24 protein-coding genes are annotated in these 25,633 nt (G+C 61.8%); 20 read left to right on the top strand and 4 right to left on the bottom strand.

The window, feature by feature from the left end:
- The 8 genes from AAFM29_RS12445 to AAFM29_RS12410 all read left to right on the top strand — a co-directional run.
- Positions 1–1,147 (top strand): electron transfer flavoprotein-ubiquinone oxidoreductase (locus AAFM29_RS12445; protein WP_341713121.1); only part of this gene is annotated, 1,147 nt, incomplete at its 5' end.
- Between the two features lie 79 nt (positions 1,148–1,226).
- Positions 1,227–1,511, top strand: a complete 285-nt coding sequence (locus AAFM29_RS12440) for a GIY-YIG nuclease family protein (protein ID WP_341713120.1) — start codon at positions 1,227–1,229, stop codon at positions 1,509–1,511.
- A gap of 57 nt (positions 1,512–1,568) precedes the next feature.
- Complete coding sequence (locus AAFM29_RS12435) at positions 1,569–2,375, top strand: 4-(cytidine 5'-diphospho)-2-C-methyl-D-erythritol kinase (RefSeq protein ID WP_341713119.1); 807 nt, start codon at positions 1,569–1,571, stop codon at positions 2,373–2,375.
- Positions 2,372–3,097 carry an N-formylglutamate amidohydrolase gene (locus AAFM29_RS12430; RefSeq protein ID WP_341713118.1) on the top strand — a complete coding sequence of 242 codons (726 nt, stop codon included), beginning with the start codon at positions 2,372–2,374 and terminating at the stop codon, positions 3,095–3,097. The genes AAFM29_RS12435 and AAFM29_RS12430 overlap by 4 nt, the downstream gene beginning before the upstream one ends.
- Positions 3,098–3,187: 90 nt before the next feature.
- Positions 3,188–5,032 carry a dihydroxy-acid dehydratase gene (gene ilvD / locus AAFM29_RS12425; RefSeq protein ID WP_341713117.1) on the top strand — a complete coding sequence of 615 codons (1,845 nt, stop codon included), beginning with the start codon at positions 3,188–3,190 and terminating at the stop codon, positions 5,030–5,032.
- 38 nt (positions 5,033–5,070) lie between these two features.
- On the top strand, positions 5,071–5,439 hold the full coding sequence (locus AAFM29_RS12420; RefSeq protein WP_341713116.1) for a hypothetical protein: 369 nt from the start codon (positions 5,071–5,073) through the stop codon (positions 5,437–5,439).
- Positions 5,432–6,814: an NAD(P)H-hydrate epimerase gene (locus tag AAFM29_RS12415; protein WP_341713115.1), complete on the top strand. Its 1,383-nt coding sequence runs from the start codon at positions 5,432–5,434 to the stop codon at positions 6,812–6,814. The genes AAFM29_RS12420 and AAFM29_RS12415 overlap by 8 nt, the downstream gene beginning before the upstream one ends.
- The gene (locus AAFM29_RS12410; protein ID WP_341713114.1) at positions 6,811–8,007 is read left to right on the top strand and encodes a class I SAM-dependent RNA methyltransferase; all 1,197 of its coding nucleotides are present in this window, start codon (positions 6,811–6,813) and stop codon (positions 8,005–8,007) included. Before AAFM29_RS12415 ends, AAFM29_RS12410 begins: the two co-directional genes overlap by 4 nt.
- Here AAFM29_RS12410 and AAFM29_RS12405 read toward each other — a convergent pair.
- The 4 genes from AAFM29_RS12405 to AAFM29_RS12390 all read right to left on the bottom strand — a co-directional run bounded on the left by AAFM29_RS12405 (position 7,992) and on the right by AAFM29_RS12390 (position 10,759).
- Positions 7,992–8,780, bottom strand: coding sequence for a hydrolase 1, exosortase A system-associated (locus AAFM29_RS12405; RefSeq protein ID WP_341713113.1), 789 nt, complete (start codon positions 8,778–8,780; stop codon positions 7,992–7,994). The genes AAFM29_RS12410 and AAFM29_RS12405 overlap by 16 nt on opposite strands.
- A complete protein-coding gene (locus AAFM29_RS12400) occupies positions 8,777–9,304 on the bottom strand; it encodes a hypothetical protein (protein WP_341713112.1) in 528 nt (175 codons plus the stop codon). Before AAFM29_RS12400 ends, AAFM29_RS12405 begins: the two co-directional genes overlap by 4 nt.
- Before the next feature lie 159 nt (positions 9,305–9,463).
- Positions 9,464–9,736, bottom strand: coding sequence for an acyl carrier protein (locus AAFM29_RS12395; protein WP_341713111.1), 273 nt, complete (start codon positions 9,734–9,736; stop codon positions 9,464–9,466).
- Positions 9,737–9,769: 33 nt separating this feature from the next.
- On the bottom strand, positions 9,770–10,759 hold the full coding sequence (locus AAFM29_RS12390) for a GNAT family N-acetyltransferase (RefSeq protein WP_341713110.1): 990 nt from the start codon (positions 10,757–10,759) through the stop codon (positions 9,770–9,772).
- A 26-nt stretch (positions 10,760–10,785) separates the two neighbouring features.
- Here AAFM29_RS12390 and AAFM29_RS12385 point away from each other — a divergent pair, with 26 nt between their 5' ends.
- The 12 genes from AAFM29_RS12385 to AAFM29_RS12330 form a co-directional block, all read left to right on the top strand.
- A complete protein-coding gene (locus AAFM29_RS12385; protein ID WP_341713109.1) occupies positions 10,786–12,300 on the top strand; it encodes an acyl-CoA ligase (AMP-forming), exosortase A system-associated in 1,515 nt (504 codons plus the stop codon).
- On the top strand, positions 12,297–13,523 hold the full coding sequence (locus AAFM29_RS12380) for a pyridoxal-dependent decarboxylase, exosortase A system-associated (protein ID WP_341713108.1): 1,227 nt from the start codon (positions 12,297–12,299) through the stop codon (positions 13,521–13,523). Before AAFM29_RS12385 ends, AAFM29_RS12380 begins: the two co-directional genes overlap by 4 nt.
- A gap of 160 nt (positions 13,524–13,683) precedes the next feature.
- Positions 13,684–14,325 (top strand): XrtA/PEP-CTERM system exopolysaccharide export protein, encoded by a 642-nt coding sequence (locus AAFM29_RS12375; RefSeq protein ID WP_341713107.1) that lies wholly within the window; start codon positions 13,684–13,686, stop codon positions 14,323–14,325.
- A 14-nt stretch (positions 14,326–14,339) separates the two neighbouring features.
- Positions 14,340–15,860 carry an XrtA system polysaccharide chain length determinant gene (locus tag AAFM29_RS12370; protein WP_341713106.1) on the top strand — a complete coding sequence of 507 codons (1,521 nt, stop codon included), beginning with the start codon at positions 14,340–14,342 and terminating at the stop codon, positions 15,858–15,860.
- A 7-nt stretch (positions 15,861–15,867) separates the two neighbouring features.
- On the top strand, positions 15,868–16,908 hold the full coding sequence (locus tag AAFM29_RS12365; protein WP_341713105.1) for a capsular biosynthesis protein: 1,041 nt from the start codon (positions 15,868–15,870) through the stop codon (positions 16,906–16,908).
- 4 nt (positions 16,909–16,912) lie between these two features.
- Positions 16,913–18,577 carry a preprotein translocase subunit YajC gene (locus AAFM29_RS12360; RefSeq protein ID WP_341713104.1) on the top strand — a complete coding sequence of 555 codons (1,665 nt, stop codon included), beginning with the start codon at positions 16,913–16,915 and terminating at the stop codon, positions 18,575–18,577.
- Between the two features lie 13 nt (positions 18,578–18,590).
- Complete coding sequence (locus tag AAFM29_RS12355) at positions 18,591–19,790, top strand: XrtA/PEP-CTERM system-associated ATPase (protein ID WP_341713103.1); 1,200 nt, start codon at positions 18,591–18,593, stop codon at positions 19,788–19,790.
- Positions 19,791–19,817: 27 nt separating this feature from the next.
- Positions 19,818–20,690: an XrtA system polysaccharide deacetylase gene (locus tag AAFM29_RS12350; protein ID WP_341713102.1), complete on the top strand. Its 873-nt coding sequence runs from the start codon at positions 19,818–19,820 to the stop codon at positions 20,688–20,690.
- Complete coding sequence (locus tag AAFM29_RS12345; RefSeq protein WP_371830743.1) at positions 20,687–21,748, top strand: FemAB family XrtA/PEP-CTERM system-associated protein; 1,062 nt, start codon at positions 20,687–20,689, stop codon at positions 21,746–21,748. Before AAFM29_RS12350 ends, AAFM29_RS12345 begins: the two co-directional genes overlap by 4 nt.
- Before the next feature lie 2 nt (positions 21,749–21,750).
- Positions 21,751–22,974: a TIGR03087 family PEP-CTERM/XrtA system glycosyltransferase gene (locus tag AAFM29_RS12340; RefSeq protein WP_341713100.1), complete on the top strand. Its 1,224-nt coding sequence runs from the start codon at positions 21,751–21,753 to the stop codon at positions 22,972–22,974.
- The gene (xrtA, locus tag AAFM29_RS12335; RefSeq protein WP_341713099.1) at positions 22,967–23,953 is read left to right on the top strand and encodes an exosortase A; all 987 of its coding nucleotides are present in this window, start codon (positions 22,967–22,969) and stop codon (positions 23,951–23,953) included. Before AAFM29_RS12340 ends, xrtA begins: the two co-directional genes overlap by 8 nt.
- Positions 23,954–23,965: 12 nt before the next feature.
- Positions 23,966–25,633, top strand: a 1,668-nt coding sequence (locus AAFM29_RS12330; protein ID WP_341713098.1) for an XrtA/PEP-CTERM system amidotransferase, incomplete at its 3' end; no start/stop codon positions are given.

Below are 25,633 nucleotides of genomic sequence, written 5' to 3'. Positions count from 1 at the left end.
CGATTACCAGCCGGGCATGGAGATCCACGCCAAGTACACGCTCTTTGCCGAGGGTGCGCGCGGTCACCTGACCAAGCAGATGAAGGCGAAGTTCGATCTCGAGGCGGATTGCCAGCCACAGGTCTATGGCATTGGCATCAAGGAATTGTGGGATATCGATCCCGAGAATCACGTGCCCGGTCGCGTGATTCACACGCAGGGCTGGCCGTTATCCGAAACCAGCAGCTGGGGCGGGGGCTTCCTCTATCACCAGGCCAACGGCCAGGTCGCACTCGGCTTCGTCACCGCGCTCGACTACGCCAATCCCTACGTCTCGCCTTACCAGGAATTCCAGCGCTGGAAGCACCATCCGGAGATTGCCGCGATCCTCGAAGGCGGCAAGCGGGTTGCCTATGGCGCGCGCGCGATCAACGAGGGTGGCTGGCAGAGCGTGCCCAAGCTGGCCTTCCCGGGTGGTGCGCTGATCGGCTGTTCGGCCGGTTTCGTGAACGTGCCGCGCATCAAGGGCAGCCATACCGCGATGAAGAGCGGCATGCTCGCCGCCGAAAGCATCGCTGCAGCGATCGACGCGGGCAAGGAACACACCGAGTTGCGGGACTATGACTCGGCCGTGCGGTCGAGCTGGATTGCAGACGAGCTGAAGCTGGTGAAGAATGCGCAGCCAATGGTCGCCAAGTGGGGCGACGATCTGGGCACCGTGCTCGCCGGGATCGATATGTGGATGCGCACGCTCAAGATCGGCCTGCCGATCACGATGAAGCACCACAAGGACAGCGAGTCACTGCAACGCGCCGACCTGTACCAACCGATCGCCTATCCCAAGCCCGATGGGAAGCTCAGCTTCGACCGCCTGACCAATGTCAGCTTCAGCTACACCAACCATGCCGAGGACCAGCCGGTGCACCTCAAGGTGGCCGACATGGAGCTGCAGAAGGCGAGCGAGCTGGGCGTCTTCGCCGGTCCTTCGACCCGCTACTGCCCCGCAGGCGTCTACGAGTGGCTTGAGAACGAGGACGGATCGCCCAAGTTCCAGATCAACTCGCAGAACTGCGTCCACTGCAAGACCTGCGACATCAAGGATCCCAACGGCAACATCACCTGGGTGACGCCCGAAGGCGGCGGCGGGCCGAACTATCCGAACATGTAGCGGCTTCCACAACCAGTCCGGCCAGATCCGTCTTCCCAGCGAAAGCTGGGATCGCTCTCCACCAACGAAAGTTTAGTGTATGGGCGGTTGGATCTACATCATGGCGAACAAGCGCGATGGGGTACTCTACATTGGTGTGACCGCAGATTTGACAACTCGCATTGATCAGCACCGGACTGGCGTCGGTTCCTCGTTTTGCAGGCGCTACGGGTTGAAGCGACTTGTATATGCTGAAGTTTACGATGACATTTCGGAAGCGATCGCTCGCGAGAAAGCCATGAAGGCCTGGAAAAGAGCTTGGAAGATCGAGCTTATCGAGAGGGCTAATCCGGAGTGGGACGATTTGTTTGACCGACTCGCTTGATCGGCAACGATCCCAGCTTTCGCTGGGATGACGGACAGGGATGCAATCAAGTCCCAAATGCAAGAAACCGCCTACGCCAAGATCAACCTCGCGCTGCATGTCCGCAGGCGGCGGGAGGACGGGTACCACGAGCTCGAGACGCTGTTCGCCTTCGTCGACGCGGGGGATGTGCTGAGCGTCGAGCCCGCGGCTCAGGATGCGGTGCTTGTGGTCGGCGAGTTTGCTGGCGGGCTGGACGATCCATCCGACAATCTGGTCGCGAAGGCGCTGGCGGTGCTGCCTCATGATAGCGGACTGGCGATCACGCTGGAGAAGAAGCTCCCGGTGGCTGCGGGTCTGGGCGGAGGATCGGCCGATGCTGGAGCAGTATTCCGCCTTATCCGCGACGCCCACGGTCTGCCGGACGACTGGCGAGACCGTGCGGCCGCGCTTGGCGCCGACGTCCCCGCCTGCGTCGAAAGTCGCACCTGCATCGGGCGGGGTACGGGGACCGAGCTTGAACCCGCCGACGACAGCCTTGCAGGCACGCCCGTGTTGCTGGTCAATGCGCGGGTGCCGCTTTCCACCGGCCCGGTCTTCAAGGCCTGGGACGGCACGGATCGCGGCCCGATGCCTGCGGGCAACGCGCGCACTATCGCGCTTGAGGGGCGCAACGACCTGGAAGGCCCAGCCATTGCGCTTTGTCCGCCAGTGGCGGGTGTGCTCGCGGCGCTTCGCGGAACTTCGCCCTTTCTCACCCGTATGTCGGGCTCAGGCGCGACGTGTTTCGCACTTTACGATGACGAAACAGCGCGGGACCAGGCCGCGGCCCGCATCGCCGCTGATCATCCCGGCTGGTGGCAAATGAAGGGCAAGCTCAGATGATCGACGGAAGGCCGTTCCGCCAAGTGGGCGTCGACGACCTCAGGCCGGGTGGCCTGATCTGCGTTGCCGATCATGCATCGAATCATGTCCCTGCGGGTATCGAACTCGGCATCGAACCCGCCCTGATGCTTGAACACATTGCGATCGACATCGGGGCCGAGGGCGTAGCCGATCGTTTTGCCCGCCGTCATGGCATCCCGGCGCATATTGCCACGGTCAGTCGCCTCGTCTGCGATTTCAATCGAGATGAGGACGATCCGGCTGTCGTTCCAACCTCCAGCGACGGGCACCTAATCCCCGGCAATATCGGAGCCGATGTCGAGTCTCGCCTGGCAAGGTTTCACCGGCCCTATCATGAGGCTTTTGCGGAGTTCGTCGACGTTGCCCGGCCCAAGCTGATCATCTCGATCCACAGCTTCACACCGGCGCTCAGAACCAGCGATGAGGCGCGGCCTTGGGAAGTCGCGCTGCTCTATAACGAGGATGATCGTGCCGCGCGGCATGCCATCCGCTTGTTGGGCGAGCAGGGCCTGACGGTGGGCGACAACGAGCCCTATTCGGGCAGGCAACTGAACTCGACGATGAACCGCCACGCCGAAGCGCACGGAATACCTTATTGCGCTATCGAGATCCGCCAGGACCAGATCGAAAGCGAAGCGGGCCAGTCACGCTGGGCAATGCTGCTGGCCGATGTGATGGGGCGGGTAGCGCTTGAGCTCTGAAAGGCAGGCTTGGCCGCCCTCGCGCCAATCTAGCGTTAGCGCAGGCTCTGCGGTCTGCTAGGCAGGGCCTTCCAGCAAGAGAGACCTGCCATGCCTGCCTATCGTTCCCGCACCACCACCCACGGCCGCAACATGGCCGGCGCGCGCGGATTGTGGCGCGCCACCGGGATGAAGGACGGAGATTTCGGCAAGCCGATCATCGCCGTGGTCAACAGCTTCACTCAGTTCGTGCCGGGCCACGTCCACCTCAAGGACCTCGGCCAGCTGGTCGCGGGCGAGATCGAGGCAGCGGGCGGGGTCGCCAAGGAATTCAATACCATTGCGGTCGATGACGGGATCGCCATGGGCCACGACGGGATGCTCTATTCGCTGCCCAGCCGCGACCTGATCGCCGACAGCGTCGAATATATGGTCAACGCGCATTGTGCCGATGCAATGGTGTGCATCTCGAACTGCGACAAGATCACCCCCGGCATGCTGATGGCGGCGCTGCGGCTCAACATCCCGGCAGTGTTTGTTTCGGGCGGCCCGATGGAAGCAGGCAAGGTCGTGCTTAAGGGCAAGGAGGTCGCTCTAGACCTCGTCGATGCCATGGTTGCCGCAGCGGACGAACATTACTCCGACGAGGAAGTGACCGCGATTGAGCAGAACGCCTGCCCGACCTGCGGATCATGCAGCGGCATGTTCACCGCGAACTCGATGAATTGCCTGACCGAGGCATTGGGGCTTTCGCTCCCGGGCAACGGTTCGACGCTGGCGACCCATGCCGACCGCAAGGGCCTGTTCGAACGGGCGGGGCGGCTCGTGGTGACGCTCGCCAAGCGCTACTACGAGGAAGACGATGAAAGCGTCCTGCCACGTACCATCGCGAGCTTCGAAGCCTTCGAAAATGCCATGAGCCTCGATATCGCCATGGGTGGATCGACCAATACCGTGCTTCACCTGCTTGCCGCCGCGTATGAGGCGGGGGTCGATTTCACGATGAAGGATATTGACCGGCTTAGCCGAAAGGTGCCGTGTCTCAGCAAGGTCGCCCCGGCGAAGAGCGACGTACACATGGAAGACGTCCATCGCGCTGGCGGGATCATGGCGATCCTTGGCGAACTCGAAAAGGCGGGCCTGCTCCACACCGCGCTGCCGACCGTGCACAGCCCTACCATGGGCGATGCACTCGACGATTGGGACATCGGCCGCACGCAGAACAACAAGGTACGCGAGTTCTTCTCTGCCGCGCCGGGCGGCGTGCCGACGCAGACCGCCTTCAGCCAGTCGCGCCGCTGGGCCGATCTCGACCTCGATCGCGAGAACGGGGTGATCCGCAGTGCCGAACATGCCTTCAGCAAGGATGGCGGGCTCGCCGTGCTTTACGGCAACATTGCCGAGGATGGCTGCATCGTGAAGACCGCCGGGGTCGACGAGAGCATCCTGCGCTTCACCGGCTCTGCGCGAGTCTACGAGAGCCAGGATGCTGCGGTCGAGGGCATCCTCGCGGGAGAAGTGGTGGCGGGCGAAGTCGTGGTGATCCGCTACGAAGGTCCGCGGGGCGGGCCGGGGATGCAGGAAATGCTCTATCCGACCAGCTATCTCAAATCGAAGGGGCTGGGAGCACAATGCGCCCTGTTCACCGACGGGCGCTTTTCTGGCGGCACGTCGGGCCTGTCGATCGGTCACGCCTCGCCCGAAGCGGCTGAGGGCGGGGCTATCGGGTTGGTCGAGACTGGCGACACCATCGTGATCTCGATACCTGAACGGTCGATCAACCTGGCGGTATCGGATGAAGAGCTGGCGTCCCGCCGCGCGGCGCGCGATGCTGCCGGCTGGCAGCCGGCCGAAGTGCGTCCGCGTAAGGTCTCTCCAGCGCTCGAAGCCTATGCCGCGATGACCACCAGCGCAGCTCGCGGCGCGATCCGTGACGTTTCTCAGATAAAGCGCTGACCCTTGCCCCCGGCGCGTCGCCGTGGCAGCGGCGAGGGATGCTTTCGTTGCGGCCCTGCCTGACCCTTTCCGCCTGCGCTGCCCTGGCAGCCTGTTGGGATGGAGGGGCGCCCGAAATTGCAGAACAGGGGGGCTTGCCGGTCGATTGCGCGCTTGATGGTGGCGAGAGTTTCGAGACCGTCTGTATGCTCAAGCCGGTCGAAGGCACCCACCAGTTCGTCCTGTGGCGGCCTGATGGCGGCTTTCGGCGATTTGAGAGTAGCCCCGGTGGCGGATGGCAAGCGGCAGATGGCGCCGAACTGGCCACTTCAAGTACTGAAACCAATAGCGAGTTCCTTGAATTGACAGTCGCTGGCGACCGCTTTCGTATAAAGTCATCGCAGCTTCCGGAGCCGAGGCATGACTGACGCCGTCCTCACCGTAGCCCAGATGCGTGCCGTCGAGCGTGCGGCGATGGATGCTGGAACCAGCGAATGGGAACTGATGCAGCGGGCGGGCGAAGGCGCTGCGCAGTGGATCGCACGGGTGGCGGCCGGGCGACCGGTTACGGTGCTATGCGGGCCTGGCAACAATGGCGGTGACGGCTACGTGATTGCCGATACGCTCTACAAGAGGGGCTATCAGGTGCAGGTAATCGCGCCGTGCGAACCGGGTACCGCGACCGCGCAGCTAGCCCGAGCCCACTTCTCGGGCGAGGTTGAGGCAGAAGGACATCTGCGCAACCCGGTCGTGGTCGATTGCCTGTTCGGCTACGGGCTGACGCGAGAAGTCGGGGGTAAGTTCAAAGATCTACTCGAAGAATTATCGACAAAGCTCTGTTATAAAATCGCTATTGATGTTCCCAGTGCGGTCGAAAGCGATACCGGCGCAGTGCTGGGGCCTTTACCCGAATATGATCTAACCCTGGCGCTCGGTGCGTGGAAGCAAGCGCATGGACTAATGCCGGCCATGGCCTCGATGGGTGCCAAACGGCTCGTGCTGATCGGCCTCGATCTCCAAGGGTTCACGTCTACGATGTCCTCCCGGCCCAGCTTTACCGCGCCTTCGCCCGGCTCTCACAAGTATCGCCGAGGACTGCTCACCATCGTCGCCGGTACGATGCCCGGTGCAACATTCCTCGCGGCCGAGGCAGCAATGCGCGCCGGAGCAGGCTATGTGAAGCTGCTCAGCGAGAATCCATACCCTAACCCGCCTGCTGATCTGGTTGTCGAAAGGGACGTCAATGAAGCGCTTGATGATACGCGAAACAGTGCCCTGCTGTTCGGTCCCGGCGCCGGACGCGACGCCATAGCGCGCAGCAGGCTGGCGCAGGTCATCGAGCAGCGCAAGCCGACCGTGCTCGATGCAGATGCGCTCCATCTTCTCGACCCCGACATGCTCGAAGGGGCTGACGCCACGAAGCTATGCATCACCCCGCACGAAGGCGAACTTGCCAAGCTTTGCGATGCCTTCGGCGTCACGGCGGATAGCAAGCTCGACCGGGTGCGCGGACTGCGCGACGTCACCGGGTTGACGGTGCTCGCCAAGGGGCCCGACACGATCCTTGCCGGTGACGCCACGGTGCGATTTTTCCCGCGTGGTTCAAGCTGGCTCTCCGTCGCGGGTACGGGCGATGTTCTTGCCGGTATCGTGGCGTCACGACTGGCTGGCCATGGCGATCCGCTGCGCGCTTGCGAGGAAGGCGTGTGGCTGCATCAGGAGGCTGCCCGATTGGCGTCACCGGCTTTCTCGGCAAGTGATCTTGCCCGTGCGGTGAAACCGGCCATGGCGTCTTTCCTGTGAGCGAACTTGAAACGGTCCTGCGCATCGCGGCCAAGGGCGATGGCGTCACCAACTTGGGCCGACATGTCGCGGGCGGCGTACCCGGCGATATCGTTCGTCCTGACGGAACACTGGAACTTGGACCGCACCATGTCGAAGCGACGTGCCGCCATTTCGGAACGTGCGGAGGCTGCCAGCTGCAGCAGGCGGATGAAGAGGCGCTGCGGCGTTTCGTCACTGAACGGGTGGCCTTCGCCGCCGAGGGCCAGGGGATAGCAGTCGGTGAATTGCTGCCGACCCACCTCTCGCCACCGCGTACCCGCCGCCGGGCTACGCTGCATGCCTTGCGTACGGCCAAGGGTGCGGTGCTGGGTTTTCGGGAGAAGGGCGCGCACCGCATCGTCGACCTGGCCGAGTGCCACATCCTGCTGCCCGAGCTCTTCGCGCTAATTTCCCCCCTGCGTTCGGTGATCGCCAATCATGGCGGCAAGCTGCCCGTCGATATCGAGCTGACCGTCGTCGACCAGGGCGTGGATTGCACGCTCAAAGGTATCGAAGCGGATGGCCTGGCTGTGACTGAAGCACTGCTCGACTTTGCGCGCGAACAGCAGTTGGCCCGCCTGTCGCTCGATCGTGGCTATGGACCGGAAACCGTGTGGGAACCGCAGCCGCTGACGGTTACGCTCGGGCAGGTGCCAGTGCCGTTCCCCCACGGTAGCTTCCTTCAGCCGACCGGGGATGGGGAGAGTGCCTTGGTCACGGATGCCCAGAATTTCCTGACCGGGGCGGGCACAATCGCCGACCTGTTTTCCGGTCTGGGCACTTTCGCCTTTGCACTCGCCGGTCCGGCCAAGGTCCTTGCAGTAGAGGCTTCACGCGACGCGCACCTAGCCAGCAAGGCTGCGGCGAATGCGCGGGGGCTATCCGTCCACGCACTTCATCGCGACCTGTTTCGAAATCCCCTCCAGTCGGACGAGGCGGGACGCTTCGACGCCCTGCTGCTCGATCCGCCGCGTGCAGGCGCGCGTGAGCAGGTCGCCCAGATCGCGGCGAGTAAGGCGAGCAGGGTGGCCTATGTCAGCTGCAATCCGGTGAGTTGGGCCAAGGATGCTAGGGTATTAGTCGATGCGGGTTTTCGCCTCGAGACGCTGCGACCGGTGGGGCAATTCCGTTGGTCGACCCATGTCGAGCTGACCAGCTACTTCATCCGCTGATCGCGCAACGCCTCCAGCAGGCGATCCTTGAACCACGCACGGGCCTCCGCGGATGAATATGCGTGGTCGGCCCAAGGGCAGCGTGCGATGCGGCTATCGGCGCCGACCCAGTTTTCTTCGAAGACCTGTGCTGTGCGGTCGGTGGTCGCGAGGAGGATGCGCACGGGCCCTTTGAACTCGGCAATGCCGATAGCCATCTCTTGCGCCAGCGTAGTGGGCGCTGCCTTGGGTCCCAGCGCGCGTGCCAGTCCGCGCGCAAGCTTTGCAAGATCCACACCGCCCTTGACCAATCGCAGCACTTCGCGCGGGTTCCTGAGCTTGTCCGCATAGCGCGAACGTATCGCGGAGGGCGGCGGCGTGCCGTCCGTCTCGTCCTCAATGGTCCAGGGATTGCTCAGCACCAGCGCATCGCATCCCGCGCCTTCGGTGAGCATCAGCGCGCTTGCGGCATCGCAATTGCCAAAGGCGACCACGCGCTCGACCTGCGGGGCGATCGCGCGGAAGGCGTTGAGGGCGGCAGTAATGTCCTTGCGGGACTTGCGAAAACCCCGGTTCTCGCCGGCGCTGTCGCCAATCCCGCGGCGGTCGAAGCGGAATACCGGGAAACCTGCGGCGGCAATCTCTGCCGCTAACCGTGCCTGCCCGTTGAAAGCGCCAGCCCGGATTTCATTGCCCCCGCTGACCAACAGCAATCCGATCTTGCCGGGGGCGTTGTCCAAGGTCGCGCCGCAACGCTTGCCCTGGCATTCGAAGCTGAGCGGAAGCCGCTTCACGACGAAATCCCCGCAGCGATGAGAGCTGCCAGAGCCTCGGCCTGCTCAGGATCGAAATCGTTCTCGGCGCGCAACCATAGAGCTTTTCCGCCGATCTCGGAGTGATCGATGGTGTTATGGTGATCGTGAACCTCGAACCCGGTTGCCTCCAGTTCTCCGATCAGGGCGCTTCCCAATTTCCAGCCCGCGAGTTCGAGCCCTTCCTTACGGCCCTGCTCTAGGAGGCTCTCAGCAGTCTCCTGCCGGCCTGCTTCGCGTGCGGCGATGGTGCGGGCGCGGAGCATCGCACGCAGGACCTGGCCCGGCTTCGACGGTGCGTAAAGCCAACCCGGTAACGCGCTGGGCACGATCCAGCAGCCAGAACGGAATGCGAGGACATGCGTGGCTGAAAAATGGTTTGCAGCCGCGATGGCTGCGATGCGCCACGCTGCCAGCGACTGGGCCGAGTGCGGAATCAGGCTTTCGTTGCATCCAGGGAGATCCGGACAGATCGAGTCGACGCCCAGTTCATCAAGTCGTGACATAGTTTCAAGAATTTGGTGGCGAAACTTGTTAGCCTCATCGAAGAAGGGAGGGATCACCAAAAGCCGCGAACCGCGCCTCGCGTCGAAAACCAGGGCCATCTCCTCGCCCATCCCACCGGAGGGTATCGGGCAAGGCCAGCTGGCGTACATGGCAGTGTTTCAGCCCTCTGCCGATTTGGCTTGGGCGAACGCCAGCAGCCCCCCGTAGGTCTCCAGCATCTCGCCATCGACTTCGTCATCGTCGATAGTGATGTCTAGCTGATCCTCTAGCTCGGTAAGAAGCCCAGCTACTGCCATGGAATCCAGCTCGGGCAAGTGGCCGAACAGGCCGGTACCGCTGTTGAAGCCGGCAACCTGTGCGTCATCGAGCCCCAATACATCGCGCAAGATCGCGCGGAGTTTCAAGTCGATGGCGGCAGCATGCGTGGTCATATCGGAAGTGATCCCCCTCTTGGCTGGCCGGCCTTAACCCTGCGTCTTCCGGCGTGCAAGGCGACGGGCGAAGGCTTTAATGAGTGACGGCCATGCCCGCGGCTGCCGCCAATCGAGGCAAATCAGGCGGTAGCGCGGACGGTTTCGTTCCATCCAGTCGCGCTTGTACGCATCCGAACCGGTGCCGAAATCGATCAGCTCGACATTGTCGGTATCGATCACGTGCTCGAAAAGCGCCGCGCTCAGCGTGGTTCCGGCGGACAATGGCTTGGCTGCTTCGACGTGGGCCAGCTTGTGGATGTAGGCAGTATCGCCCTCGACGGTCCAAAACTGCGCGGCGACGGGCACATTGTCCGCCCGCGCGATGCCCAGTCGGATGCGGCCTGCCGCGCCTTCTGCGCGGGCGAAATCCTCCAACAGGTCGGCGCGCTCTTCTGCAGGTTTCCAGCTTTCGGCATAGATCGATTGATATGCCGACCAGGCGGCCTCCTCGAAGCGCGTGAAGATCTCGACGTCGACCTTCTTGGCCTTGCGTTTGAAGGTCGTGCGCATCTGGCCGGGGCGATAACTCCAGTATTCGGCGAAGGAACGGCCTTCGACGGGCAGCACATGGTTCTCGTCGCATTGCTCGCGGAAGACGATCCACCCGCCTTTGTGGAAGCTGCGTTCGAGGCGCGTTGCGTTCCCATCTTCGTCGGGCAGGGGCGCCATGATGATCCGGCTGGCCTGTTTGCGCAGATCGATCGCGAGCGTCACCAGCAGCTCGTCTACCCACTCGTCATCGCGGCCCAGTGGGCGCCAGGTAAAGCTGAACCAGTTGGTGAGGCTGGCAAGGCCATGCTTGGTTCGCATCAATGGCAGTGCGACCTCGCGCGCGTTGCATTGCGCAATCGCTACGAAAGGGGATGACCCGTTCGATGCGAGCAGGGCGTACCACTCGGGCCGGTCGAAGGGGCCGCGGGCAAACTGCGCGAACTCTTGCAGTTTGGTAACCGTCTCGTGATAGCTGACCGCCGTGACCACCCGGAATCCCTTGCTTCGGAGCGTTAATGCCTGATCCCACGCCATTCCCACTCGATCAACTGACCGAGAGAGGCGATGCACAGGCGCCTGCGCTGGTGCTGCGCGATCGCACGCTTAGCTATGCCGAGTTGAGAATTCGTGTCGGGCAGCTTTCCGGATGGTTGGCGAGCCGGATGAGGAAGGGTTCCCGGGTAGCGAGCTGGGCGGCCAAGGGTGAGCTCACCTGCCTGCTGCCATTGGCTGCGGCCCGGGCTGGCCTGGTGCATGTTCCGATAAACCCACTGCTCAAGCGCGCGCAGGTGGCGCACATTCTCGGAGACAGTGGCTCGGTCCTGTTGATGGGCACCAAAGCGCGCCTGGCGACTTTGGAAGATGGCGATGTGCCGCGCGACTGCGAGTTGGTGGACGAAGCCGACGTTTTCACGCTCGCTGAAGGAGGAGGGGATGCGCTGGGTCCATCCAGCAACGATCCGCAGGAACTTGCAGCCATCCTCTACACCAGCGGTTCGACCGGCCGGCCCAAGGGCGTGATGCTGACCCACGCGAATATGTGGATCGGTGCAGTATCGGTGACAGACTACCTTGGCCTGGCGAGCGATGATGTGACCTTGGGTGTACTGCCCTTCAGCTTCGATTACGGGCAGAACCAGCTATTCTCGACCTGGTACGCGGGTGGCAGCGTGGTTCCGCTCGATTACCTCTTTCCGCGAGACGTGGCGAAGGCCTGCGCGAGGCACAAAGTCACGACATTGGCCGCCGTCCCTCCGCTTTGGGTCCAGCTGACCGAAGCCGATTGGCCTGAGGAAGCACGCGCACCGCTGCGCCGCCTCACCAACTCCGGCGGGGCGCTGACCGTGGAATTGGTACGAGACCTGCGCGCCCTGTTTCCACAGGCGCGTTTGTTTCCAATGTACGGGCTGACTGAGGCGTTCCGTTCGACCTATCTTGATCCCGAATTGGTCGATACGCACCCCACATCCATGGGCAAGGCTATCCCGCATGCCGAAATCCTCGTGATCGGCGATGAAGGCCGGCTTTGTGGTCCGGGGGAGGAAGGAGAACTGGTGCATTGCGGGCCACTCGTGGCGCAAGGCTATTGGCAGGATCCAGAGCGAACGGCCGAACGGTTCAAGCCGGCTCCTGCATGCTCAAGCTACGGGGGGACGGCCGTTTGGTCGGGTGACAGGGTAAGACGGGAAGTCGATGACCTGCTCTATTTCGTTGGGCGCCGCGATGCGATGATCAAGAGCGCGGGCAACCGTATTAGCCCACAAGAGCTGGAAAGCGCGGCACTGGCGAGCGGCTTGGCTGCGGAGGCTGTTGCGATGGGGGTTAAGGACGAACGATTGGGTCATGAGATCCACCTGGTCGTGCGACCAGCTGCGGGTGTGGACGGTTATGAGGAAATGTTGCCGAAGGTGTTGCAGAAGGACCTGCCCAATTTCATGCAGCCGCATGTGATCCACTGGCGCGAAACGATGCCTCTCAATCCAAACGGCAAGATCGACCGAGCCGCAATCGCGCAGGAAATCGGCGCGTGAAACCTCTCGGCCCCATTCCCTCTGGCTATTCGGCTGTCGACGGCGAGTTGGCGATTGGCGGGCGCAAGGTTTCGGATCTTGTGGCGGAAGCGGGGCGGACCCCCTTGTTCGTGTACTCACGACAACTCATTGCCGATCGGATCGCTCATCTACGGGCGGCAATGCCGAAACAGCTGAAGATAAATTACGCAATAAAGGCCAATAGTTTCGCGCCACTTCTTTCATATGTTTCGACGTTGATCGATGGGCTCGATATCGCATCTGGCGGCGAGCTGAAGATGGTTCGCGCGAGTGGCTTCGACGTCGCGCGCGTCAGTTTTGCGGGACCGGGCAAGCGCGACGAAGAGCTCGAAGCTGCAATTACCGCTGGTGTTACACTTAATCTCGAGAGCGAGAACGAAGCGGGGCGAGCGCTGGCTATCGCCGAGCGCACGGGGCACGTTCCGCGGCTGGCGATCCGCGTGAACCCCGATTTCGAGCTCAAGAGCTCGGGCATGAAAATGGGCGGTGGGGCCAAGCCTTTCGGCATCGATGCGGGCCGTGTCCCGGCACTGGCGCGCAGGATCGTCAATGCCGGCTGCGAATGGAGGGGGCTCCATATTTTCACCGGTAGCCAGGCACTGTCGGCCGAAGCAGTGATCGACATGCAGGCCAAAGTGCTCGATTGCGCGGACAGGATCGCTACGGAAGCGGGCTTGGTTCTGCCCAAACTCAACATGGGTGGCGGCTTTGGCATTCCCTATTTCCCTGGCGACGAGCCGCTCGATATTCAGGCGATAGGCGACGCGCTGGCAGAGCGGTTCGAACGGCTCCCCGAGACGCTTTCAGAGGCCGAACTCTTTATTGAACTCGGCCGCTATCTCGTTGGCGAAGCAGGGGTTTACCTGACTCGAATCATCGATCGCAAAGAGAGTTACGGAGAGACCTACCTAGTGACCGATGGCGGCCTGCATCACCAGCTTGCGGCTTCGGGCAACTTCGGCACAGTGGTGCGCCGTAATTATCCGGTCGCTATTGCCAGCCGCTTCTGCGGCGAGCCGGAAGAGGAGGCGAATATTGTCGGCTGCCTTTGCACCCCGCTCGACCGGCTTGCCGACAAGGCATATCTGCCGCCAGCCGAGGTGGGCGATCTTGTCGCCGTTTTTTGTGCCGGGGCCTACGGAGCCAGCGCTTCACCGAGCGCCTTCCTTGGGCAGGGGGCCGCTGCGGAAGTCCTGATTTGAGACAGTTCGCAGAAATACGGTAAACATCAAGGAATCCGGTGGCTTTGCCACCTATGACTAACGGTATGTTCACCTATTTTCGGCATCAGGTGTCCAATGGGGGATGGCAGGCCAATCGCGGTACCCGTCGACCCTCGCATCGATGCCAGGGAAATGTACCATGCGTTTCAACCGTACCCGTTCGCTCCTCGTCGGATGCGCTGCCACTGCGCTCGCGCTCGGCGGTTGTACCAGCACGGGGCCTGAACTCCCTCCTGCAACCTTCGTAGCTCTGCAGGAAGGGCCGGGCGAGGAATATGTAATCGGTCCACTTGACGAACTGACCATTCATGTGTGGCGCAACCCAGAACTGGGCGCCGAGAAGATCCAGGTCCGCCCCGATGGGCGCATTACCATCCCGTTGGTCAAGGATATGCCTGCAGTCGGCAAAACCCCTTCGATGCTTGAAGAGGACATTCGCACCCAGTTGAGCCAATATATCGAGGATCCGCTGGTTTCGGTAATTGTGAACCAGTTCGCCGGCACCTTCAGTCAGCAGGTTCGCATTGTTGGCGCGACGGACAAGCCCGCCAGCCTGCCGTATCGCGCAAATATGACCGTGCTCGATGCCATGATCGCGGTGGGTGGTTTGAGCGAGTTCGCTGCGGGCAACCGTGCCAAGTTGATCCGTTTTGACAAGCAAGAAGGCCGCCAGGTCGAATACGCCCTGCGCCTCTCCGACTTGCTCAAGCGCGGGGATAGCAAGGCGAATGTGCTTCTCCAGCCGGGTGATGTGATCATTATCCCTGAAAGCACGTTCTAGGAGCATCCGGGGGCATGCAGGAAGTTTTCGACGAGGTCCGCAGCGCGCTGCATACGGTCTGGAACCGCCGCTGGCTGGCGCTGGCGGTGGCTTGGGGCGTGTGTATCGTAGGCTGGCTGTTCGTCGCGATGATCCCCAACAGCTACGAGAGCCGTGCGCGCATTTACGTCGAGCTAGACGATGTTCTCTCGAAACAGCTCGATATTTCGGGTGAAGGTCGACAGGCGATCACTAAGGTGCGCCAGACGCTTACCAGTGCAGTCAACCTAGAGAAGGTCGTCCGTGCAACTCGCCTGGGTGCAAAGGTCGATACCCAGCGGGAGATGCAAAGTGCGGTCGATAGCCTGGCCAAGAAGGTCGAGGTGAAGAGTACGGAAGACAATCTGTTCGAACTCACTGCTACGATCGGAAAATCCAGCCTGACCGACGCAGAGAATGCGGCCTTGGCACAGGACGTGGTACAGAAACTGATCGATATCTTCCGCGAGGAAAACGTCGCCGGCAATCGCGGCCAGGTTGCCGATACGATCGTGTTCCTCGACAGGCAACTCGATGACCGGAAGAAGGAATTGGAGGCTGCCGAACAGCGACGCCTCGCCTTCGAGGCGCAGCACCCTGATCTGATTGGTGGAACCGGCACGGTAACCAATCGCCTCCAGGGCATGCGTGATGAAATGCGCGGAGTCGATGCGGACATTGCCGCTGCGCAAAGTGCACTCGCGGCCATCAATGGCCAGATCGCCAGCACGCCGAAATCGATCATGACTCCTGGCGAAGGCGGCGGTGCACGCGGCGCTTTGGCGCAGGCGCAGGCGACTCTTGCCTCCATGCGTGCTCGTGGGCTGACTGACAGCCATCCCGACGTTCAGGCCCAGAAACGGCAGATCGAGGCCTTGCGTGAACAGGCAGCCAGTGAACCCGCGGGCACCGGAGGTTCTCCCAACCCTGCCTATACGTCGCTGGTATCGATCAGGGCTGAACGGCAAGCGAATGTCCAGGCCTTGCAGGCGCGTAAGGCTGCTCTCCAGTCCGATATCTCGGGGCTGATTGCATCGCAGGCCGATGAGCCTGCCGTTGCCGCCGAAGCCAATCGCATCAGCCGTGACTACGAAGTGCTCAAGGACAAGTATGACGAACTGCTGAAGAACCGCGAAGAGATGCGGTTGCGTGGCCAGGTGGAGACGGAGCGAAGCGCGTTCCAGTTCGAAGTTATCGATCCGCCGACCGCGCCACGAAAGCCAGCAGCGCCTAATCGCCCCATCCTGCTGATCGGAGTGTTGCTGGCAGGAGTTGCTGTCGGTTCCGGCGCCGCCTTCGTGATGGGCCAGCTCAGGTCCAGCTTCACCACCGCTGATAAGCTTGAGCGGGTGCTCGATATTCCGGTGATCGGAACAGTCTCGCGTTCCATGACCAGGGAAACGCAGCGCTTCGAAAAGACGCAGCTTAAGAAGTTCTGGATGGCCAGCGGGGGCTTGGCCGGAATCTGCTTCCTGTTGCTTGTCGTCGAGATGATCCAGGTCGGATCGGTGGCGTGAAGGGGACATGTCAGTGAACAAGCCCACCAACATCACCCCGCCGGAGAAGGCGGGGGACGCCAAGCGCCCCTCGCTGCTTGAACGCGCCAGCGGTGCCTTTGGTCTCGACAAGCTGAAGCCTGCCGCAGTCCCTTCAAAGCTGGAAAGCGACAAGGCAAAGAAGTTCGCGCCGCAACGGCGAAGCGAAGACGCGGCACATGCGGCACCCAAGCGCCGAGCCTCGGACTGGATCGGGGAACCGGTTTCGCCAGACCAAGAGGCCGCGCCCCATACTCATCCGTCACCCACTTCGCGCGAACCGGCGGGGCCGGCGGTGACCTTCACCGGGCCGCGCCGCGAAGTGGTGCGGTCGTTGTTGCGGGAACAAGGTCTGATCGATCCTGACGGTGGTGCCTCGACACTGTTGGAAGAGTTCCGCATCGTGAAACGCCAGATCCTTGCCAGCGCGAAGGCGGATGGGAGTGCGCACTCGCGCCGGGTTCTGGTCTGTTCGCCCCACGTCAACGAAGGCAAGACGTTTTGCACGCTCAACCTGGCGATCGCAATGGCCGGCGAGCGCGATCTAGAAGTGCTGCTGATTGATGCCGATTTCGGCAAACCTTCGATCATGAACAAACTGGGGCTCGAAGCGGGCCGGGGCTTCATGGATGTGCTTGCCGATACGGAAACCCATGTGGAGGATTTCATCGTCGGTACCGATATTCCGGGGCTGTGGGTCCTGCCGGCTGGCGAGCGCACTGGCCGCGACAGTGAATACCTTGCCAGTGAGCGCACCTGGGAAGTTCTCAATCGGCTGACGCGCGGTGCCCCCAATCGCATCCTGATATTCGACAGCCCGCCGGCACTTGCTGCCACGCCCGCCGCTGAGCTGGCCAAGCATGTCGGCCAGGCACTGCTGGTCGCGCGAGCCGATATGACTGGCCGCGCTGCGCTTGAGGATGCGGTTGATCTCCTATCGGCTTGCCCTGACATCAAGCTGTTGCTCAACGATTCGACCTTCAGTCCGAGCGGGCGCAAGTTTGGCAGTTACTACGGGTACGGCGACTAGGCTTATGCCCGGTTTCGTCATCCGGTCTGCCTTGGCACGAATTGCCCTGGCCATTGCGTGTTGCGCGGCGGTGCCGTTGCAGGCGCAAGGTTATGGCGATGAGCAATCGCAGGAAGAGGATCGCGAAGCAGGCAAAGTTGGCGGGCGGACCCGCATCGATCCCTACATCGAGATCAGCAACATCGCGAACTGGGAGATCTCGCCCAATAGCGATGTAGTTACTTTCACCCAGGTGGCCGCTGGTGTTGATGCTGCGATCGTAGGCAGGAACAACGGCGGTACGGTCTCGATCCGCTATGAACGCAATTTTGCTCATCAGTCGGGTGGGCGCGATTCCGACAATCTTACCGGTGTTGCGCGCGGTTACGCCTCGATTGTGCCCAATGTCCTGACCTTTGAAGCGGGGGCCCTGGCCAGCCGAACGAGCGTCGATGGATCGGGTCGCTCGGTGATCGCCAATCTCCCAGCCGGGGATCTCACCACTCAGATCTACTCACTCTATGCCGGACCGACTCTGCGCACGCGGATCGACACGGTGGATGTCTTTGCAAATTATCGGATCGGCTACACAAGGGTCGATGGTCCCGATGTGCTGGCGACTAATGGGCAGTCCGCCGATCTGTTTGACGATAGCGTCAGTCACAGCGCGAACATACGTGCCGGATTTGCCCCGGGGCAGGGCCTGCCCGTTGGTCTTGGCGTCGGTGCCGGCTTCTACCAGGAAGACGTATCCAACCTCGATCAAAGGGTGCGCGATGCCTTTGTCCGCGCAGATGTCACGGTACCTCTCGCTTCGTCGCTTGCGCTTGTTGGTGGTGTCGGGTTGGAGGATGTCGAAGTCTCGAGCCGCGACGCGGTGCGCGACGCCAGCGGCAATCCGGTGCTGGGGAGTAACGGGCGCTACCAGACCGATCCGGCAAGTCCCCGCGTCATAGCCTATGAAGCGGACGGCCTGATCTGGGATATCGGCGTGATGTGGCGGCCAAGTCGTCGCACCTCACTCGAGGCGCATTTCGGCCACCGCTACGACAGTGAAACGTACTACGGCAGCTTCAGCTGGCGGCCGGACCGCCGGAGTAGCCTGTCGATTGGTGTCTATGACGGCATCCAGGGTTTTGGTGGGCGACTCAACAATGCCTTGGCAGCCTTGCCAACGGACTTCATCGTGACTCGTGATCCCGTCACCGGCAACATCACGGGCTGTGTCAGCAGCCTCGATGGTTCGGGTTGCTTGGATGGCTTGCTCGGTTCGGTCCGATCATCGGTCTTCCGTGGGCGCGGCGTGGTGGCCAGCTACAGCCGCCAGGTCGGTCGGATGACCGCCGGCGTCGGTGCCGGCTATGATCGGCGTAAGTTTATCGGCGCGCCGGGCACGGTGCTTGCGCTTGCCGACGGTGTCGTCGACGAAAGCTTCTACGTCGCGGCCAATCTGTCCGGCTCGCTTGGCCCTGATGCGACGTTTAATCTGAATACCTACGCCAACTGGTTTGATAGTGCGGCCGATCTCGGTGATGCTTTTGCGCTTGGCACGTCGCTTTCGGTCACCAAGCGATTATGGCGTCGCCTCTCCGGCCGCGCTGCTGTCGCACTTTCCATGCTTGATGCCGATGCCGCTCCCAATGAAGTCGTTACGGCTTCAGCGCTGCTCGGCCTTCGCTACGATTTCTGATAAGGACGCACCGATGTACGAGGATTTCTACGGTTTCAGCGAGCGACCTTTCCAGCTCACACCCGACCCGGCGTTCTATTATGAGAGCGTCACGCACAAGAAGGCGCTGAGTTATCTCGGCTATGGGCTCAATCAGGGCGAAGGCTTCGTGGTCATCACCGGGGAGGTCGGGGCGGGCAAATCGACCCTGGTGGCCCATCTCAAGCAGAAGCTCGACGCCAATCGCATGACCGTGGGTGAAGTTGTGACCAGCGCCTTGGACGGCGAGGAGATGATCCACGTCGCCGCGCGCAGTTTTGGGCTCGATATTGCAGGTGGCGATAAGGCGGCGGCACTGGCTGCGATCGAACTGTTCCTGCACGAGGAAGCGCGCAACGGTCGCCGTGTCTTGCTGATTGTCGATGAAGCACAGAACCTATCGATCGGCGCGCTGGAAGAACTGCGTATGCTCTCAAACTTCCAGCTGGGGTCGCATCCCCTTCTCCAGACGCTTTTGCTGGGGCAGCCGGAGTTCAAGCATCTGCTCGCACAGTCCGACGAGCTTGAACAGCTGCGCCAGCGTGTCATTGCTGCTCACCATCTCGAACCGATGCAACCTGGTGAAATCGAGCCCTATGTAATGCATCGACTTCGCCATGTCGGCTGGGATGGCAATCCCGAGCTTGACAGCAGCCTGTGGGTCAAGCTGCACAAAGCCACCGGCGGAATCCCGCGCAAGGTCAATCAGGTCATGACACGTCTCTTGCTGTTGGGCGCGGTTGAAGAACAGTCCGTGCTGGAGAGTGACATGCTTGAGGCTGTGCTGGATGAAATGTCAGGCGATAGTTCGCCCGAGCAAGGTGATGCTCCCGCGGCCAGGCCGCGACCCGACCGGGATTTACCAGCCGCAGATGCGATCGCGCGGGTGCGTTCTGAAATGACGGCACCAGCCGCGCAGCCTGCAACCGCAGATCGCGAACGCGGTTTGCTCGACGTGCAGATCGAAGCGATCGAAGGCGCCTTTGCGGAGCGTGACAAACATATGGCCGCACTGCGGAACGAGGTGGAGAAACTTTCCTCCGCCCGCATCCAGGGTGGGGCTCTTCCCGGTGATCTCGATGAGCGATTGTCGGCAATCGAGCGTCGCTTGGATGAGCAGGAACAGTCACTGCGCCACGTTCTGACCATGATGATCGATTATTTCGAGAGTCAGGCTTCGCGGGCAGCGGCTTGACGCTGGGAGCGTTGTCAGGGGGGCGCAATGAACGGGCAAAGGATCGTCAACGGCCTATCGGTTGATGTCGAAGATTGGTTCCAGGTTGGCGCCTTCGAGCACACTATCGCGAAGCAGGATTGGGATTCACTCCAGTTGCGCGTGGGCGACAACGTCGCGCGCATACTCGATCTGTTCGATCAGGCAGGCGTCAGGGCCACCTTCTTCACTCTCGGTTGGGTAGCGGAGCGCAACAAACAGGCAATGCGCGCGATTGTCGAACGCGGCCATGAATTGGCAAGCCATGGCTACGATCACACCAGGGTCTTCACCCTGACGAGACAACAGTTTGCTGACGACATCTCGAAGGCGCAGTGTATCTTGGAGGATGCAAGTGGCGCGCCCGTTAGGGGGTATCGTGCGCCGAGCTTCTCGATCGATCGGCGCAATCCTTGGGCGCACGAGGTTCTGGCCGAATACGGATATGCATATTCGTCCAGCGTCGCGCCAGTGGTGCACGATCACTATGGCTGGCGCGAGGCCCCACGCTTCGCTTTCAGCCCAGTTGCAGGCAGCGATCTTGTCGAGATACCTGTGACCACGGCGCTTTTTCGCGGACGCAGGTTGGCGGCCGGCGGGGGCGGCTTTTTCCGCGTGCTTCCCTATGGCTTCAGCCGCTGGGCAATCCGCCAGGTCAACCGCGAAGACGGGCGTCCTGCCGTATTCTATTTTCACCCCTGGGAAGTGGATCCAGATCAACCCCGCGTAGCCGGCGCGTCGATGCGATCTCGCCTACGGCACTACACGAACTTGTCGCGCATGGCTGATAAGTTGAACGAACTGCTCGTCGATTTCTCATGGGGGCGGATGGATGAGCTCGCCGAACGCGAGAAACCCAAGAGTCTGGATTGGGCCGCGTGAACGCCCCGGCAAATCTTCCGATGACAGTTAGATTGGCAAACCTGCAGGACCAAGGCGAGGTCGCACGGATTGAGGCGTTTGTGCTGGAAACGGGCGCCAGTGTCTTCCACCGCCCGTTGTGGTTGCGTGCGATTGAGAGAGGGACAGGAAACACTGCGCTTGGGCTGGTGCTCGAACGTTGTGGATCGATTGCCGGTTGGCTCCCTCTAAATCTCGTACACTCTCCGCTTTTCGGCAGGGTACTGGTTTCGAGTGGCTTTGGTGTTGGCGGGGGAGCGCTGGCTGACCGTCAAGGCGATGTTGATTTGCTTTGCCGGGGGGCCGAAGAACTGGCGGTCCGGCAAGCGGCCACGAGTGTCGAACTGCGTAGCGAGCATGCGCCAATGGATTGGCAGCGTATCGAGAACAAACATGCCAATTTCGCAGCCGATCTAGCGGGTGATGACGAGGCTCAGCTTTTGGCCATACCGCGCAAGGCACGGGCCGAGGTCCGCAAGGGGCTGGAACAACCACTGGAGGTCACTACCGGTTCGGCCGGCAAGGATCGCTCAGCGCACTTTGCTGCCTATTCCCAGAGTGTTCGCAACCTGGGTACACCGGTTTTTCCGCGTGCTTTGTTCGATGCGGTACTCGAGCTGTTCGGGACCGATGCCGATATTCTCACTGTCTGGAGTGACGGAACTCCTGTCGCGAGTGTCTTGTCGCTCTACCATCGCGCTACTGTCATGCCCTTCTGGGGCGGAGGTAGCTTCGCGGCGCGGGGCCTGCGGGCGAATGAGCGGATGTATTACGAACTGATGCGGCACGCACGTCAAAGAGGCTGTACGCGGTTTGATTTCGGCCGTTCGAAAACAGACAGTGGCCCGTTCGCATTCAAGAAGAACTGGGGCTTTGTGCCGCAGCCATTGGTGTATCGTAGCTGGACTGCAAAGAGCGGTAGCCAACGCAACATCGACCCGACCGATGAAGCTTACTCGACCAAGATCGAGCTATGGAAGAAGCTGCCTCTGCCGATTGCCAATCGGGTCGGCCCCTGGATTGCACGTGGGCTTGGTTGAGCATGGGTGAGGTCCTGTTCCTTGCACATAGGGTTCCATTCCCCCCGGATCGTGGCGACAAGATTCGTTCGCATCATTTGCTCAAGGGATTGGCTCAACTGGGGCCGGTCCATGTTGGCACCTTTGCCGAGACTGCGCAGGATCTTGCCCAGAAGGTTGAGTTGAAGGCAGTCGCGAAGACCCACGCTCTGGTCGAGCGTTCGAAATCGATGCCGCTGGCCGGTTTGGAGGCGCTTCTGAAGGGCAAGCCAGTAAGCCTGACAGCCTTCGAGCATGCGGCGATGCACCGATTTGTCACCAAGACCCTGGTGAACCATCGGGTGGATACGATCTTCGTCTTTTCAGGACAGATGGGGCAATATGTTCCCGATGATTTCACCGGGAAGGTGATCGTCGATTTATGCGATGTCGATAGCGCCAAATTCGAAGCCTATGCCGAAGCGGGTCAGCGCCGCTGGATCAATGCGCGTGAGGCCAAGCTGCTTTTGCGTGAGGAAGAACGGCTGGTGCATCGCGCCGATACCACGATCTTGATCAGTGATCATGAGGCCGCGCTGTTGCGCTCGCGTCTGGCCAACCCTGATGGCGCCCAGATTGTTGCATTGGGTAACGGCATCGACGCACAGTTCTTCGATCCTGAGGGCATTCCGCTGCAACCAGACCTGGAGGAAGGCGAAGACCCCCAGCTCGTCTTCACCGGTCAGATGGATTATGCCCCCAATGTCGAGGCGGCCGAATGGGTTATCGCAAACATCATGCCCGCACTGCGTCGCCGCTATTCGCGCGCGCGCTTCCATGTGGTGGGTCGGGCACCGGTTAGCTCGCTGAGGGACAAACACGGACAAGACGGCGTGCGCATCTGGGGCGAAGTGCCCGATGTCCGACCCTATCTCAAATCAGCCGATCTCGTGCTCGCACCACTCAAGATTGCGCGCGGGGTGCAGAACAAGGTCCTCGAAGCCATGTCCATGGCGCGGCCGGTCGTCCTGACGGCGGGCGCGGCGACGGGGATTCCCGCGCGGGATGGTGAACACTTTTCCGTAGTCGACCCCGACGCGAACGAGATGCTTGGGCGGATTGAAGGTCTGCTTGCCGATCCTGGCCGCGCTCGCTTGATGGGTGCAGCGGCGCGCCGTTTTGTCGTCGAGCGCATGGGTTGGGGTACAGTATCCACCCAGCTTGCGGGACTGGTTGGTCAGGCGAAGCCGGGTGCCGCGGGTGCCTGACCTTGTTCCCGAAATCCCTGTCGATCTGACCGCGCGACCGATATCGCTGCGCCTTGCCGTCGCCTGTGTGGCACTGATCTGGCTGACGGTCTCTGAATGGGCCGAGATGGCGCATCAGTGGTGGGATATCGATACCTACAGCCATATCCTGCTGATACCGCCGATCATTGCCTGGCTGGCGTGGACGCGTCGTCATCAATTAGCAAAAGTCGAGAAACGAGGATGGCTGCCGGCGCTTGGGTGGGTCGTCTTCGGCCTGCTTGCATGGTTGCTTGGTCGAAATGCCGGGATCAACCTGATCGCCCAAGCCGGCGCTGTCACTGCCTTGCAAGGGGCAGTAATGGCTTTCCTGGGGCTGCGGGCTGCGCTGATCCTCGCGTTCCCACTGGCCTACATGGTCTTCCTGATTCCCTTCGGTGATGAGATCATTCCGCCGCTCCAGTCGATTACCGCAGAGATTGCGGCAGCTCTGACCCAATGGAGTGGGATCGCCACGGTAGCCGATGGAATCCGCATCGATACCCCAGCGGGCCTCTTTATCGTCGCTGAGGAATGCTCCGGCGTGAAGTTCCTGATCGCCATGGTCGCATTAGGTGTGCTGGTGGCCCATACCTGCTTGACCAGCTGGAAGCGCCGCGCCTGGTTCATGCTATCCTGCCTGATCGTCCCGATTGTGGCCAATGGTATCCGAGCATGGGCGACAATCTTCCTCGCACAGTATGTCGGGGCTGAGACTGCTGGGGGCTTCGATCACATCGTCTACGGTTGGCTCTTCTTCGGCATCGTCATCGCCTTGGTGCTTGGCGTCGCCTGGCGATGGTTCGATCGCGTTCCGGAAGAGGCCGGCTGGACCGCAAGCGAAGTCGCGTCGCTACCGCTCCTCGAGCGATGGGAGGGACGGGCGCTGTCTGCCAACCTCGCCCTCTTGGTAGTGCTGGCGATCGCAATGCTCTTTGCTGTCCTAGGCCGGCTCGGCTAGGTCCCAGGGCGCATGTGCGGGATTGCGGGGATATTCCACTATGAGAGCGTGAAGCCGGTCGATCCCAATCGGATCGAACGGATGGCCGAAGCGCTCGCCTCGCGCGGGCCCGATGGGGCTGGTGTGTGGACCGCCCCCGGGGTTGGCCTCGGTCATCGCCGCCTGTCCATTATCGATCTGGCGGGCTCACCACAGCCGATGCATTCGACCGACGGGCGCGCCGTGATCGTTTTCAATGGCGAGATCTACAATTACCGCCGCCTGCGTCACGAACTGGAGCAGGGCGGGACGCAATTCCGCACCGATGGAGATACCGAGACCATCCTTGCCGCGTGGCAGCGCTGGGGACCCCGCTGCCTGGACAAGCTCGACGGGATGTTCGCCTTTGCGCTCTATGACCTCGAGAAACGCCAGCTGTTCCTCGCGCGCGACCGGTTGGGGGTGAAGCCGTTATACGTCGCACGACTTTCAGGTGGGGCGCTAGCCTTTGCCAGCGAGCTGAAAGGCCTGCTGGCCAACCCGCTGATGCGGCGGACGATCGATCCGCTCGCGATCGAAGATTACATGACCTGGGGCTACGTGCCCGATCATCGCTCGATCCTGAAGGACGTCGAAAAACTGCCAGCAGGTCATTACCTGCTGCTCGAGCACGGTCGCGAGCCGGGTTTGCCGGTCAAGTGGTGGGATTTGAGTTTCGAGCAGCGCGAGCGCGGTTCGACCGAAGATCTCTCTGCGCAATTGCTACACTTGATGCGTGAAGCCGTATCCAGTCGTATGGTCGCCGATGTCCCGCTTGGGGCCTTCCTCTCCGGAGGCGTAGACAGCTCCTCAGTCGTTGCCCTGATGAGCGAGGTGAGCGCCAAGCCGGTAACGAGCTGTTCGATCGGTTTCGATGTCGCCGATGTCGATGAAACCAGCCATGCGCGCAAGATGGCCGAATTGTTCGGCACCGAACACCATGAGCGAATCGTCTCTGCCGACCAGTTCGGCGAGATCGATCGCCTGGTCCGGATTTTCGACGAGCCCTTTGCCGATGCGAGCGCGCTGCCCACCTTGCGGGTTTGCGAGTTGGCACGTGAGCATGTGACGGTCGCGCTATCCGGCGATGGCGCGGATGAGGCCTTCGCCGGTTACCGCAGGCAGCTGTTCCAGGCGCGCGAGGAGCAGGCGCGTGCGATCCTGCCGCGCGCCTTGCGCGAACCGGTCTTCAGCATGCTTGGGAAGCTTTGGCCCAAGGCCGATTGGGCGCCGCGACCCTTGCGCGCGAAAACGACATTCCTCGCACTCGCTGCGAGTGGGGAGGCTGGCTATGCCCGCGCTCTGTCGATCCTTGCGCCGGAACAGCGCCAGGACATTTTTGGCGAGGTGCTGCTTCGCGAGCGGGGTGAATACAGAGCCGAACACCCCTTCGAAGAGCTAATGCGTGAGGCCCCGGCGCGCAGCGGCCTGGACCGAGCCCAATACGCCGATCTCAAGTTTTGGCTGCCCGGCGATATACTGACCAAGACCGACCGCACCAGCATGGCCGTCAGCCTTGAAGCACGCGAGCCGCTGCTGGACCACCGCCTGCTCGAGTTCGCCGCACGCTTGCCCGAACGCCTGCGTATTCGCGGTACGACCGGTAAATGGCTGATGAAGCACACGATGGAACGCTACCTGCCCGAGGACATCCTCTATCGC

The sequence above is a fragment of the Erythrobacter sp. genome (assembly GCF_038133525.1).
In the GTDB taxonomy this organism is placed as follows: domain Bacteria; phylum Pseudomonadota; class Alphaproteobacteria; order Sphingomonadales; family Sphingomonadaceae; genus Qipengyuania.
This window is presented reverse-complemented; position numbering and strand designations above follow the sequence as displayed.

Excerpts from the sequence above, each read along its gene's own strand:
- AAFM29_RS12420 (WP_341713116.1), top strand. The coding sequence starts at position 5,071 with ATGCTTTCGTTGCGGCCCTGCCTGACCCTTTCCGCCTGCGCTGCCCTG.
- AAFM29_RS12350 (WP_341713102.1), top strand. The coding sequence starts at position 19,818 with ATGAACGGGCAAAGGATCGTCAACGGCCTATCGGTTGATGTCGAAGAT.
- AAFM29_RS12440 (WP_341713120.1), top strand. The coding sequence starts at position 1,227 with ATGGGCGGTTGGATCTACATCATGGCGAACAAGCGCGATGGGGTACTC.
- AAFM29_RS12340 (WP_341713100.1), top strand. The coding sequence starts at position 21,751 with ATGGGTGAGGTCCTGTTCCTTGCACATAGGGTTCCATTCCCCCCGGAT.
- AAFM29_RS12435 (WP_341713119.1), top strand. The coding sequence starts at position 1,569 with ATGCAAGAAACCGCCTACGCCAAGATCAACCTCGCGCTGCATGTCCGC.
- AAFM29_RS12370 (WP_341713106.1), top strand. The coding sequence starts at position 14,340 with ATGCAGGAAGTTTTCGACGAGGTCCGCAGCGCGCTGCATACGGTCTGG.
- AAFM29_RS12415 (WP_341713115.1), top strand. The coding sequence starts at position 5,432 with ATGACTGACGCCGTCCTCACCGTAGCCCAGATGCGTGCCGTCGAGCGT.
- AAFM29_RS12395 (WP_341713111.1), bottom strand. The coding sequence starts at position 9,736 with ATGACCACGCATGCTGCCGCCATCGACTTGAAACTCCGCGCGATCTTG.
- AAFM29_RS12360 (WP_341713104.1), top strand. The coding sequence starts at position 16,913 with ATGCCCGGTTTCGTCATCCGGTCTGCCTTGGCACGAATTGCCCTGGCC.
- AAFM29_RS12375 (WP_341713107.1), top strand. The coding sequence starts at position 13,684 with ATGCGTTTCAACCGTACCCGTTCGCTCCTCGTCGGATGCGCTGCCACT.
- AAFM29_RS12430 (WP_341713118.1), top strand. The coding sequence starts at position 2,372 with ATGATCGACGGAAGGCCGTTCCGCCAAGTGGGCGTCGACGACCTCAGG.
- AAFM29_RS12355 (WP_341713103.1), top strand. The coding sequence starts at position 18,591 with ATGTACGAGGATTTCTACGGTTTCAGCGAGCGACCTTTCCAGCTCACA.
- AAFM29_RS12400 (WP_341713112.1), bottom strand. The coding sequence starts at position 9,304 with ATGTCACGACTTGATGAACTGGGCGTCGACTCGATCTGTCCGGATCTC.
- AAFM29_RS12385 (WP_341713109.1), top strand. The coding sequence starts at position 10,786 with ATGCCTGATCCCACGCCATTCCCACTCGATCAACTGACCGAGAGAGGC.
- AAFM29_RS12365 (WP_341713105.1), top strand. The coding sequence starts at position 15,868 with ATGTCAGTGAACAAGCCCACCAACATCACCCCGCCGGAGAAGGCGGGG.
- ilvD (WP_341713117.1), top strand. The coding sequence starts at position 3,188 with ATGCCTGCCTATCGTTCCCGCACCACCACCCACGGCCGCAACATGGCC.